At 56.2% G+C, this 13,626-nt stretch carries 6 protein-coding genes; 4 read left to right on the forward strand and 2 right to left on the reverse strand.

Going from position 1 to position 13,626, the window contains the following annotated elements:
• Positions 1 to 611 precede the first annotated feature (611 nt).
• Entirely contained in the window at positions 612 to 1,289 is a 678-nt protein-coding gene (locus tag VN622_00020; protein HWR34238.1) for a hypothetical protein, read from the reverse strand.
• A gap of 4 nt (positions 1,290 to 1,293) precedes the next feature.
• The gene (locus VN622_00025; protein HWR34239.1) at positions 1,294 to 1,686 is read right to left on the reverse strand and encodes a relaxase/mobilization nuclease domain-containing protein; all 393 of its coding nucleotides are present in this window, start codon (positions 1,684 to 1,686) and stop codon (positions 1,294 to 1,296) included.
• Positions 1,687 to 2,306: 620 nt separating this feature from the next.
• On the opposite strand from VN622_00025, the gene VN622_00030 reads away from it, so the two are divergent.
• From VN622_00030 to VN622_00045, 4 genes are all read left to right on the forward strand, one after another.
• Positions 2,307 to 3,017, forward strand: coding sequence for a TetR/AcrR family transcriptional regulator (locus tag VN622_00030; GenBank protein HWR34240.1), 711 nt, complete (start codon positions 2,307 to 2,309; stop codon positions 3,015 to 3,017).
• Between the two features lie 5 nt (positions 3,018 to 3,022).
• Positions 3,023 to 4,471 carry a helix-turn-helix transcriptional regulator gene (locus VN622_00035; protein HWR34241.1) on the forward strand — a complete coding sequence of 483 codons (1,449 nt, stop codon included), beginning with the start codon at positions 3,023 to 3,025 and terminating at the stop codon, positions 4,469 to 4,471.
• 156 nt (positions 4,472 to 4,627) lie between these two features.
• Positions 4,628 to 4,765, forward strand: coding sequence for a LuxR C-terminal-related transcriptional regulator (locus VN622_00040; protein HWR34242.1), 138 nt, complete (start codon positions 4,628 to 4,630; stop codon positions 4,763 to 4,765).
• Positions 4,766 to 4,881: 116 nt separating this feature from the next.
• Positions 4,882 to 13,071 (forward strand): Ig domain-containing protein, encoded by an 8,190-nt coding sequence (locus VN622_00045; protein ID HWR34243.1) that lies wholly within the window; start codon positions 4,882 to 4,884, stop codon positions 13,069 to 13,071.
• The last annotated feature ends 555 nt before the right edge of the window (positions 13,072 to 13,626 follow it).

A 13,626-nucleotide genomic window follows, 5' to 3' on the forward strand; every position in this document is an offset into this window, starting at 1 on the left:
ATGAATACCAGATAAAGCTGCGTAAGCTCATTGAGACCAAGATCTCCGGCAAGGAAATCGTCGCCGCGGAGCCCGAGAGTGCCGGCAAAGTGATCGACCTGATGGAGGCCCTCAAAGCCAGCGTGGAGAAAATCCAAAAAGCGAAGGAACCGGCGTAATTTTATGACTGCAAAACTCAACGCATACAAACAAAAAAGAATTTTATAAGAACCTCGGAACCGGCTTGGTGGATACCGGCGTGTCGCCGGGACTGCCGCAGGCGATGATTTGCCGGCCGTCGGCAAAGACCCTGGCGGAGGCGCTGTGCTGATACAGGTTATTTTTATCCCATAATTTCTTGGGTCCAGCGCGTCATTCCCAGCTTCAGGCGTTTTTAGCAGCAGGTGAATACCCGGAACGGCAAGACTGACGACCATTATCAGTAACATGGTATAAAAAAAGAACTTTTGTCCAATGGTATTGTTCATTGCAGGTAAAAACAACGCCGGGTATCTTCGCCCGGCGCGTCACATTTTTAATTCAAAATCGTAACCGCTGTGGTCGTCTTCCTTCTGGCCCGGCGCAACTTTTTCTTTCTGCCGGTTTGGAAACGGGCCTTGCGGTGGCGTCGGTCACGGGAGGAGTGTTTGCAGTCCGTTCCAAAGCGTGCCCCAGCTGTACCATACCGCCAAGAGCACCAACAAGATTACTGGGATTAGCAGCCACGCCGGGCTGAGGTGCGGCAGACGCAGCCGCGGGAGCAAGATATGCCGCTCTCTCCGTTTCCCAGCCTGTGGGAGAGTCTCCCGTATCGCCGTCACATCCCGCGCTAGCGCCGCGATTTGCTCCTGTGTCGGATACGTTCTCGGCCTCTGCGAAAGCTCCCGCAACAGGTCCGCCTGCGCCGCCACGCGGCGATTTAGCGAGGCCAGCGTTTGAAGCAGTTCCACCCACTCCCCCTGCGTCGGATGTGGCTCCGGCTGTGTCACGTCAGCGAACCCTGCGGGTGATTCAACCGCTTTAATTCCTCCATGGACAATTCTCTCCCGGATTCGGAACTCACGTTCCATCGCCTCCTTCAAGTATCTTTCGTCATGTAGCCGGTCGTCCCGGCATTTCATACCACCGGGCAGCGTGTAGGTGATACTCTTTCTGGAGTCCTGCCAGCGGACGTTGTAACCCTCGCTGCGCATGAGCGTGATGAACTCATCCTTGCTCTCGGCATAGCGCATGCACTCGTCAATGTCGCCCATGAGCCGGAACTTCCAGCTCTCGCCGCGCGCGGCGGCGTGGTACTCGGCTGTGGACATGGATTTAACTTTTTTCTTTTTTCTGGCCTTTCTGAAATACCGGCAAGCCAAACATCTCGCCCACCTGATCGTTACGCTTCCGGAGCTCGATCAGCTCCGGCTCGCTGATGTGAAGCTTTCGCCCGTCCTCCAGCGATACGCTGTTGATGATAAAGTGCGAGTGGATGTGGCCGCGGTCGGTATGGGTACAGACCAGCACCTCGCGTCCCGCGAAATACTTGGCCAGTTCCATTGCCGCGGCGTGCGCCGTGACCGGGTCGACATCGGCGCCTTTCGGGAAGGACTGCACCATGTGGAAGAACAGCGTGCCGCCGTCCTTGTGATAGAGGAGCTTGGTGCCAAGAAAATCATCATAGGCGCTCTCCGGCATGCGCTGACCAGAGAGTGTCCCTGCCACAGCGTTTTTTCCTCCCGCATCGTGTACCCCATGACCGCCGCCATGCAGGGGCGGTTCTGTCCCTTCGGATAATCCGTAAAACTGATGATGGCTATTTGCGTTTGATGGTATCCAAATCCGCTTTTGAGATTCGGATGCTGAATGTGGTGTCTTTCATATAATCAGTCCTTTCATAAACTCTCGTCCCTCGGAGAGCGGAGGGGAAGGTCGAAGGGGAACTGGTTCCCCTTCGAAGTTGCGCCGACGAAGGCGGTAACAGCACTTCCGCAGAAGTGCTCGCAACTTGAAGTGGGCGCGGGCTTCTGCCCGCAAAAAAAGCGTTTGGCGGGGCGGCGGCTGTGCCGACGTCCAGACAAACGCGATGCTGGCTCTCTCGCTCTCTCGCCGAAGCGAGAGAAATCTTCGGCCTGCGCTTTCCTTCCCCGGCTGCAGTACGTCAAGAGCAGGAAGCTGCGTCAAGGGCAGACGCAACACGATCCTTCTGACCTTGGACGTGGTTCCCGGCCCGTGTGAACTGCCGGGCAAATTACCTCGCATAAAACCACCCGCAAGGACGCGCGACAGTCCCGAATGGAGATTTTCAGTTCCATTATCCTGCGCCTCCGTTTTGAAAATCAAACTTGAATTTACTAACATTTGTTAGTATAATGGGCCAGATAAAACAAGATCAGTTAGCTAAGGAGAAGTCGGAAATGCAGAGCTTAACCGGAACAAAAGAAAAAATCCTTGATGTTGCCGTCGATCTGATTTCCAGGCATGGTTATAATGGGGTGTCTGTCAGACAAATTGCCCATGGCGTGGGCATCAAGGAAAGCTCCATCTACAACCACTTCAAAAACAAGGAGGATATCCTCAATTGCATATTCGACTGTTTCCATGAGGGAATGCAGGCGAAAAGGCCGGATACAAAAGATCTGGCGTATGAGCTCGAATTTATGGATCCCAAGGAGATTTTCAAGCTGTTGTTCATTCAATACGTGAAAAACAGAGGCTCAAGAATTGACAAAGCGGCCACAATTATATGGATGGAACAGCATATCAATCAAAGAGCCAGGAACTTTGTCAGAAGATTCATGCTCAAGGAACCGACGGATTATTATGAGTCCATCCTTCGGGCCATGGCGGAAAACGGGAAAATACACGACGGCGCCGATCTGAGGATCGCGGCCGAAGAATTGAATTACGGGGCTCTCGGCATTTTTTTAGAGCTTTCGGTTATCGTTGGGGAATGTGGTGACGCGGGCGCTATGATTCAGAAATTGTCCGACCATGTGGATTTTGTATTTGAGCGCCTCGAAAAACCTGACAAGAGTATCCCGACGAGGAGGTGACCGGCGTGACAAAAACCGGGCGGGGCGGAAGAAAGAACATCCCCGCATCTTTTTTTGCACTGTTTGGTTCAAAAGACAATATCAACATCCGGCATGTGCGGTGGAAGCATCTGAAATACATGCTGATTTTCCCTTTAGCGCCCGTTTTCGCCAACATGCAGGGCGCGTTATTCAGCGATTCGATCCGCCTTTTCGGCTTGGACGCCATGACGCTGATGGGAAGCGCCTATTGTGTCGGTGCGGCGGCATTGTTTGCTTTGACGAGCGTTAAAAACATGGAGAAGATTTCCCGCATCTGTGCGCTGATAACGGCATCCGCCTTTATCCCTTGGCTTATGACTGGCGAAAGCCAGCCAAACCTGCTGCTGGCAATCCTTTTCATGTTCGGCTTGGGCGGCTGCGCCGCCTGCGCGGCATTTGCCTATACCTTCGCCCTCAACAATACAGAACGGCTGCTTGGCGCTGCGATGATTTCTTTGTTCTTCACGCTTAACCAGCTTGATTCCGGGCTGTCCCTCTTATCGGGCCTTTTTGACAAGACTTACTTAACGGCGCTTGTCACGGGCTCCTGCATCTGCCTCTTTCTATACAAAACAAGCGATTTTCACGCCGCCGAAGACAGACCCAGAGCAACGCTGAACCCCGCCCTTAGATTGACGCTCTATTTTTTTGTCGCCCATTGCTTTGTGGAAATATTTTATACTTACCTGCCCGGGGCGTCAGCGCCGGAAGCTATGGTGGCAAACGGCGCGGCGGGCATTCTGGTGGTTTGCCTTGCCGTCGTTTTGCAGCTGACTACCAAACGTAGCATTTGGAATATGTGCAATGTGTTTTTTATCGCCATGATCTGCACCTATATCCTTTATTTCATGCCGGAAGGCTCTCTCCTGAGAAACGCTGCCCGCTTTCTGCACGGCTTCGAGCAGATGGGATACATTGCGTCTTATTACCTGCTCGGTTGTGTGTTCAAAAAGCACGGCGATTTTCGTATTTTCAAGCTGAGTCTGGTTGCGAGCTTGTTGTTCACCATGCTTTCCTATGTAATCCCTGGAATATTTTCTTCTTACGCGCCCGCAATGCTGCCGCTTGCGGCAACACTGTTCTCCGGTGTCGTGTTTATCCTGTTTATCCTTCTGTCTCCCGCCTATTCAAAACACCTGTTTTTTACCGAATGGTCGGATGATTTTTTCTGCGTGGACATGACGGAGGCCGCTCAAAAGGTGGAACAGTCGAACAGGTTGGAGGGCCTCAGCCTGTCGCCGCGCGAAAAAGAGATCGCGGCGCTGCTTTTGTACGGCCGGTCCGCGAAAGAAATCGCCGGAGAACTTGGTATCACCACCAACACCGTTAATTTCCACATCAAGAATCTGCACAAAAAACTAAATATCAGCAATCGTTCGGAACTGTTTGCCCGGTTCAGCGTTCCCGTGCTGCCTCCTGACAGAAAAGAATGACCTGAAATCATATACGCCTTACGATTTTACATATGCTGTGGCAAAAGGCGGCCCTGACCCCGATCAAGGCTGTTTTTTTATGCCCGCCTACCATGTTTGGTAGCTTTGCAAAGTCTTCTGTCCTCTGTAAGATGGAATCAGAACGGGGGTATTGTCATGGAACAGGACAAAGGACGCGATCATGCGGCTGATGCCGTCATGACTTTAACGCCGCGCGAAAAGCAGGTTTTTTATATGCTTCTGAAGGGCATGAAGGCAAAGGAAATCTTTTTGAGGATGTCCATCAGCGTTTAAGGCACAAACTACTTTGTCAAAAAGATATACAGGAAACTGCATGTCAATAGCAAACCCGAACTGGTCCTGCGGTATTTCGATTTCCGGTAACTCTGAGATGAATGGGAGATAAGGACATGAAACTATTTAAGAATGCAATTCATTGGGTACTGACGCAGTTCCGGACACATAACGTCCGGTCGCTGCTGGTCACAATCCCCGCTTTGGTGCTCGTCACGGTAGGCATCCTGTGGGCCTGCGGCGTATTTGAGGCTTTTTTCTATCTGCCGAACCGTGCGTATATCCTCGCTGAAACCGAACGAAAGGAGCCTGAAACGCTCGAAGAGATGCTGCACTTATTAAGCGGGCCCGACGTCGACACGCTGCTGCGAAACCCGGCCATCGCGCAGGAGCTTCTTTCGGCCGGGACGCTCACCGACATCGTCGACTCGTGCCTCGCGCTGAACAATCTGAAGAGCCTCGACCGGCAGCTGTCTGAGCGGCTTGAGGAGCCGCCGGAAATGGCACAGACGGCCCCGTTATCGGCTGGGGGGCCGCCACAGGTGGCTCAGCTGCTGCCGGCGGATAGCGGACAGAAAGCGGCCGTTATCCCGCTTATTTACAAGCCGGGCGAAATGGCGGCAACCCTGCTTTCCGCACAGGAAGCCCTCAAACAGCAGGCCGAAGTGCTTTCAAACCTGAAAACCGCAACGACAAAGCTCCTGACACCGCCGGCATACGGCGATCTTGTGGCCATTCCCTCCACCATTAATATGAAGGGCGTGTGGCAATCCCCCGATGAAGCGCTCGTCCACATGATCCCTTCGGGCGACTGGCTGCCGGAGCAGGGCTACAAGCTCTACCGCGAGGTGAACGGCCAGAGCGAGCTGATCGCCGAGCAGCTCGCGTCGCCGGAGCGCGGCCTTAACGGAGGCATCGCGGAGGTGGAAGGCTGGGAAGTGGACGACGTGGAAGAGTATGAAAAATATAAGGGTCAGAATATCAATTTGATCCAGGAGATGTATAAACAGGCCGAGCTGACGCAGGATAAGCTGACTTCGCTGGACATGAGCGCCGACGAATTCCGTGACATGGCCTACCGTACCGACACGCTGGCACAAAGGCCCCGCATACCCGGTAAGATTGACTTTAAGAAGATGCAAGAAGCGCGCCGCGCCGTTTCCAACGGAATCGAGCAGAAAATCCCGGAGACCGACCTCATGCTGGGCCAGCCCATCTATGTGCTAGGCCGGCAGGAAAACAGTGCTCTTACAAGCGCGGCGATCAAATCGTCCATCTGGGAGAAGTTTTCCGTCAACCAGTCCGAGCCGGCATCGGGCATCAGCGCGCTTCAAGCCCTCGACGCAAGCAAGTTCCAGCTTGCCCAGGGGGTGCTCGCGGCGAGGCAGCAGCTTGCGACACTCAGTTTTGTCGACGACGAATTTGCCGAAGCCGCCGGGTTTTTGATCCGTGACGACTTATCGAATCTGAACCTGCCGGACGGCGCCAAGATAACCTACCGCGTCGAAGCGCCCAGGGGCGGGGTATCGTCGCTTTCCGTCACGCGCGGCGCGCAGAACAATCTGAGCAAGCCGCAGGGGCTGATGGGCTACGGGGTAGACGGCAAGGTGCCGCTGCGCTGGGATCAGGCGGAAAGCCCGGAGGAAAGAGGCATACTCAGCGGATATTTCATCGAGCGCAAGCTTGACGGCGAGAGCGGGTTTACCCAAATTAACAAGGAGCCGGTCGTCATTTCCTACATGCTCGACGAAACCGGCGCCTACCTCGAGTCACCCGTCTTCTTCGAGGACGAGGTGGAAAACGGCAGAATCGCCCAGTACCGCATCCGCTCCATCGACATCTTCGGGCGCACGAGCGAATATTCCGACGTTCTCAAGGAGTTTAAGGTCGAAAAGGTGACGCCGCCGAACGCGCCCACCGTCGAGCCCCCCGTGCTGTCCGACGACGCCGAGGGCGCGTCGCTTGCCGTGGGGGATGCCATCGCGCTCAACGCGGGCAAACGCGGGATCGTGCTGCCGGTATTCACCGATTCGGCGGACACGGTTCGTTTTACGGTCTACCGCGCGGTCGCCGTCGGCGCAAAGGGCTTCGGAGCGCCTGAGCCGATTGCCAACCTGACCTATGACAACCCGATGGCCAAGGCATTCGCCGGTTCAGAACCGATGCAGGTGGAAATACCGCGCCCTGACGGAGGATTTGATGTTGGGTTCATTCCCTCAGAGCAGGCGCAAGCGCAGGCGCCTCTCACTGTACAGAAAAAACTCAATAAAGCGAAGCAGGTGCTGCTGTCAAACGTTTTTAGATCGTATCCAAATCTGATCTATTTCGACGCCGATATCGAAGAGGGCCGTACATACAAATACTGGGTCTCAGCGTGGGACTCGTGGAACAACGAGAGCGCGTGGTCGCAGTCGGCCGCAGCTTTCGTGCCCACCGGCGCCGAGCCGAAAATTCCCGGCGGGCTTACCATCTCGATGCATTCCCGCGAGCTTCCCGATTACTCACAGGATCCTCCCGGAATCCTGCAGGAGGACCTGATCTCTTTCGATCAGCTTAAGACGGACGCCGGTCTGCCCAAGCGGCCATACGCCACTGATATCATCACCGACACCGTCAGAAACGCCGAAGCGGCAGGTATCCGCATCGGGAAGTTTATCACAGACTCTCCCGGCCTCTCGGCCGGCAGCAGTTTGCCCTCGCTGTTTGATAAGATGTATGACAATCTGCCGGAGGAACGATATATCCATCTGTTTCTCGCAGTGCGCGGCGAGGATGTGCTGCCCGACGGCACCGCCCGCCTGAAATGGCCCGCCTACAGCGGAGAAGGACTTGGGGGCTATGCCGTCTACCGCCCCGAGTTTATGCTAAAGCCGCTCGAGGAAATGCAGCAAATGTCCCGCAGCGAGCTCACGCAGATGGGACTGTGGCGGCGCGTAAGCGGCACGGCGATCACCCAGAATCAGCTTGTGGTCGGCGGGCTTGACAAGACGCCGGGAGCCCTGTCGCTGTTTCTCATTTGCCTCGAACCGAAGGAGGCTCCCAAGATTGAAATGCCAATTACACCAATCGGCACAGACGTTGCGCCGCTTGGCGTCACCTCGCGGTTTGCCGGAATCCCCGAGGGCGGCTATGTCTATATCAACTGGGAAGCCTCCGACGACCCGCAGGTTAAGCATTACCGCGTTTACCGCGGCGAGGTGCCGTCGTTCAAGAAACCCGTCGACGAAGCCGCCCTGAAGTGGACGCTGGTCGGCGATCACATCACGGCTCCCGAATACACCGAGCGGGTCGAGCAAACCTTCGCGCACTATTATTATTACAAGGTCACGTCGGTGTCCCCCTGGGGCGTCGAATCGGCGGCGGGCGCGGTAGAACGCTTCCGCGTCCCGTCCACCAAGCCGCCCCAGACGCCCAACCTGCTTCTGCCGCTTTCACGCAAGGACGGTGTGCAGGTCAACTTCTCGGCGGTCAGCCACTGTGACAGATATGAGGTCTATCGCACCGCGATCCCCAAGCCCAACGAAACGCAGCTGAGCGGCCTGCTGGCTTCGCACCCGGAGCTGTTCGCGGCGCTGTTCGAGACGCCGTCCAAAAAGGATACCTTCCTCACCGGAATGCTGTCCGCGTCGCTCAAACCGGGCCTTTCGGCGACGGCGCAGAACGCGCCGATCAGGGGACTCGACAAATTCAAGACGCTTGCGCAATCAAGCGACGCGGACGTCATCGGCAGGCTCGCTTCTCTGGGCGACTCAAAAGGCCTTTCAGCATACAATGAAATCCTCGACGAGCTGGGCCCGCTTGCGCTTTCGGAGTACCGTGACCTCAGCGAAGAAATGATGAAAAGAGTGATGTGGACCAAGGTCGGCGAGCTGCCCGCCGCGGAGCAGAAGGTGGACCCGGCCACCGGGCTTCTAAAGCCGCTGTCGATCACTGACACCACGGCGGAGTATGGCGTCATGTACCTTTATACTGTTCAGGCCTGGAACGACGACAATCTTGGCTCCTCGCGGCCCGAGCCGGTGGAGGCGACGCCGCGCAGGAACAAAGCTTTCGACCCCATCGGCGGACTGAGCGGGGACTTCAAAAACAACAAGCCGCACATCACCTGGAACGTGGCCACCATGCCGAACCTCACCTGGGAGCAGTGCCGCGAGGACACGGTGGGCTACCTCGTTTATCGCTCGGACAAAGAAGACGGGACCTATTATCAGGCAAGCCCGCTGCTCTTTGAGCCGCAGTGGACGGACGAGAGCGCCGACCAGTTCGCCTTCAACTGGTATAAGGTCAAGGTGCTCGATACCGGCGGATACCTGTCCGAATTTTCCGAGCCGCTGCTCGTTCACCTTTCTTTTAAGCCGACGCTGAAAACGGTCATCCCGGCGCTCCCCTCTCAGACGCCGGAAGGCGGGATCATCGCGCCCAAGCTCACCGTCGAAGGCAGCAGCTTCAGCGTTAAAGAGGGAACAGCTTTTCAGACAACGTACGGCCTGACGGGCACCGAGCCCATCACGGTCACCATAAAAGCGAGCGGCAGAGCCGGCGCGTCAGTAACGGGGTTTTCGGTGGACACGGCCTCCCGCACGGTGAGCGCCGCCGGCAGCCTGACCCCCGGCGTGTACAGTGTGACGGTCACGGCCAAAAACAGCGCCGGGGAGAGTTCGACCGTTTTTTCCCTCGAGGTGCAGGCGAAGGAGGTGCGTAAGCCGCCCGAACTGTCTGTCCGACGCGATGGATATCAGTTTAAGATGACCCGCCGGTTCGACTTCACGGTACAGCTTTCCGCCTCGGGCAGCGAGCCACTCACCTGGTCGCTTGAACCTGTCTCCGAGCGGATGACCGTCCCCGCCGAGGCGAGCATCGACAACGAGGGCCTTCTGACGGTCGCCGGGGATATCCCGGCGGGTACCTGCAGCTTTGTGGTAAAAGTCGCAAATGACGCGGGCGCCGACACGCAGGAAATCCATCTTGAGGTGGTATCCGTCCTTCTGCCGGGGAGAACGGCCTTTTCAGGAGATCGAGGCGCGGAGGTGGTGTTGCTAACCACGCTCACTCCCCCCAAAAAGCCCGCCCAGACGACGGTGGAGCCCTCCAAGCCCGGTGCCGAAAAAAAACATCTCGATCAAATACAGTGCATGGGCTTTACGCTGACCGATGTGAATTTTTACGCTTCCCCGCTCGGCGGTTCCGGCGCTTCGGGTTCGGCTCTGCTGGATATCGGATATGAAGAGCTTGTTCCGGTGAGCCTCCTGCAGGCTGCCGTCGAGCAGAAAGGCAATCAGTACGTTATGACGGCGGGGACGATATATCTGGAGGAGCCGTCCGTGCTTGAAAATATCGGCCTGACGCTTGCAAGCCTCAACATCTCACCGCTTACCAATACATCCGTCGTCAGCGGGCATGTGAAAAGCACGGCGGAAAGCCAGAACCTGATCGGCGATCTGTACGCGCTGGAGTTTACCGACGCGCAGCTTAAAATCGGCAGTATTGTTGTGAAGAACAACTTGCCGGACATCCGGTACGAACAGTTTACCATTCATGATATCGGGGAGCTGTGGATTGGCTTAAACGGGAAGCAGACCGGCTCCAAAGCCTTTATTTCACTTTCCGGCGGCGGGATATCGATGAAATCGCATCTGGAAACGCTGAATAACGAGGGCCTCGAGCTTTCTGCGGGCGCGCTTCTGACCTTCGACCTTCAAGGCAGGATGAGCGGCACGCTGTACACCATGACCAATCAGTGCCTCCAGTTGCTTGTTCCCGGCGGCGCCGCGCTGCGCGTCGAGGTTGCGAGCCTCACCTTTGTGGACGGGACGGCCCAGCCCACCGGAAATCTGACCGGTAAGCTCATGCTGCCCTTCGAGCAGCCCGGCGCCTCCGGCCCCGGCGTGCCGGGCGTTTACGCCGGCTCTCATCCCGAGAAAAACGAGATGGACGCGCTCGCGGCGGACAACACCCTCGCGCCGTCGCTGAAAACCTTCCTGTACGCCGGGGTTCTCAAATTCGGCGAGACGGTGCAGCAGAACGGCCTGCTCATCCTGCCGGATGACCCCGCGCTTCAGGACCAGTGCTCCTTTGTTCCCATCGAAGTCCACAACTGGGCCGGAAAGGGCTTTCTGATCGAGTCGGCAACTATGACGCCGACCAGCGTGGCCGAGCGCAGTTTGACAATGGAAAAGCAGCGCGCGCAGGGCGTCGTCGTGACGCCCACCGCGGTCACGGTGGACCTGGACCGGGAAAACTTCGTCCCGATAGTGGCCCCGGAGGCGGACGAAGAGATCCTGACCCCCAAGGAAACCGAGAAACCCTTCTGGGTGGGCCTGGTGATGCAGGGCGGAACGGTGGCGCTGCCGCCGAAACTCGTCCAGGCCGAGGGCGGCGGGACGATCACATTCGACCTTGTCCCGGGCGAGATGATTTATGACCTCAACGGCTTCAACTATCAGACCTACCTGTACAGCGACAATCCGGACGGCGAGCCGGCCGATTTCGGCGAGGCGCTGGGCGGCTTTCAGGATGTGTGGGTCCACGACTGCCTCTTAGACCTGTACGCCAACCGGGTGAACCTGGAAATCAACGCCGATGTCGAGGTCGACCTGTTCCTGCAGAAGCGGGTTAAGGTCAAGCTGTATACCAACCAGGACCCTTTTGAAGCCGAACCGGGAGAATTTCTGTGCTCGGTGGCGCCGACCACGGTCAAAAACGCCTTGGCTGAAGGAATCGACATGAAGATCGACGTGGGCTGGCTCAAAGAGGACGGCATGCACCTGAGCGGCGCCATGACGCTGGATACCGCCGAGGTGAAGACGGGTGACCCCCTCGCCTTCACCGACATGATCGTGCCTGCGGATATACGCAAGACCATCCGGGAGGACAATCCGGACGGGAAATATGCCGCCGTTCCGCTCGACCGTCCGGTGAATATCAACTTTCAGGGCTTTACCATGGAGGTGCGCGCCCTCGACCTTGCCTATGTGGAATTGAATTCCTCCATTGCGCGTTCGGTCTGGCTCACGATGTATGGCGCGACGCTGCTTTCCGAGAACATACCTCTTTCGACCGATACCTCCGACGCGCTGGTCGTCAACTGCCCAGGCTATCTGGCAGGCTCCCTGGGCCTCAACGCCATAGCGCTCAAGCCGTCCGTCATATACGAAGGGTCTTACTCGGTGCTTGACGCCAACTTCGACGACTGCATCGACGTTTCCGGCGTGCTGGTCCCCAAAGCCGTCCAACCCGGCGGCGACGGGCTGGTGGAATATGATACGGAAAAGCTGAACCTCTCTTTCCTGAGCCAGCTCGAGGTGCTGCCGGTCGAAGTGGAGGCGCGCTTCGGATACGATAAGGACAACAACCGCTGCTACTTTGTCGTCGGGATGGCTACCGGCCCAGAAATCAAGGTCACCTTTGGCTACGGTAAGCTGGAGGACTTCACCGGGCTTGTTTCCTACAACATGGTCGCCGAACGGGACGCTCTGCGCAGGCTTCAGATCCCGAAATATGGTGATATGAAAGAGTTTATAAAACGGCAGGAGGTGGACAGAGGGGGCGGGACCTCCTTCGTCGCCGGCGTCAGCGCCAAGCTGGTCATCGCCGAACTCTGCGAGATCCGCGACCTGTATTTCGGCTTCGAGAACGGCCCGATTGTGGACACCGGGGGCGAACTGTGGCTCCCCCTTGATGTAGAAGCCATGGTTACAGGCAAGTCCGACGTCTATACAAAGGTCGGCACGACCGTGATCCTTTACAGCCACCCGGAGCGCTATTTCTCCTTCACTATGAACAACGATCTTAACGTCGCCATGGCCAGGGTGAGCGGCAACATGGGCTTTGAGTACAGCCCCCGGCTGTTCGGCGTCTACCTGGGGTATCCCGAGATGCTGGGCGGGAACATCGCCGGCTTCCGTTTAGGCATGGGTGTCGGATTTATCGTCGACGACGACGCCCAGTCGCTGATCCGGATGAGGATGGAGCTCGGTCTGGACAAGGAGGTCGATATTTCCATCGTTTACCTGCGCGGCCATCTCTATGCGGTCGCCGACGGAGCCTATTACTTTGGCGGCGACGACGCCGACAGCATTATCCTTGAGCTCTATCTCAAGGGCGGCATCAATGGCGGCATCAGGGTGGCCGGAAAACGCTACAATATCATCGGCTTCTACCTCGACACGAATGGCAAGCTGACGGCCGCATACCCCTACGATTCCTGGGATCTCGCCGCTTCCTGCAAGGTGTCGTACAGCCTCGATCTGTGGCTTGTTTCGGTCGAGGGCTCGGTCCAAGCGAGTTTCGACACGAGGATAGGATGATATCATGCGGTCCATTGTGAAAACCAACCGTTCAATGGCTGCGTCATCATGAGCCGCTTGAGCGTGAAGCATGGATGATAATCAAAATCAGACGGTCTTGAAAACAAGGCCGCCTGATTCTTCCCTCGACAAAATTCGTCCGCCCGTTAAACCGCATGAAAAACCGAGCGTTCTTAAGCACTTTCAAATGCTGTGGGATCGCAATGTTCACACTTCGCCGCAAAAGCAGACATCCACCCGCATAATCGTGAATGGATGCCTGCTTTTCCTGTTGCCCCGTACCGGTTACCCCTCGGTTCAATAAATGTCCTTATGAGTGATAACCCTTGGTTTTAATTGCTTTATTATACCATTATGTAACTTATAAACGATTAAACAGCGCAGAGGTATGATAAACGGGAAGCAATGAAAATGCGTTCATTGCTTCCCGTTATGTTCATTCATGCCCCAGGATGGTTTGTATTATTGAGATTATCTACATAGACGTAATTTTATTAACAAACACTATAATTTTGCCTGAAAATAATGGTATGATTAAAAGAAAAAGATTTCAAG

This window comes from Clostridia bacterium (assembly GCA_035561135.1).
In the GTDB taxonomy this organism is placed as follows: domain Bacteria; phylum Acidobacteriota; class Terriglobia; order Terriglobales; family Acidobacteriaceae; genus DATMYA01.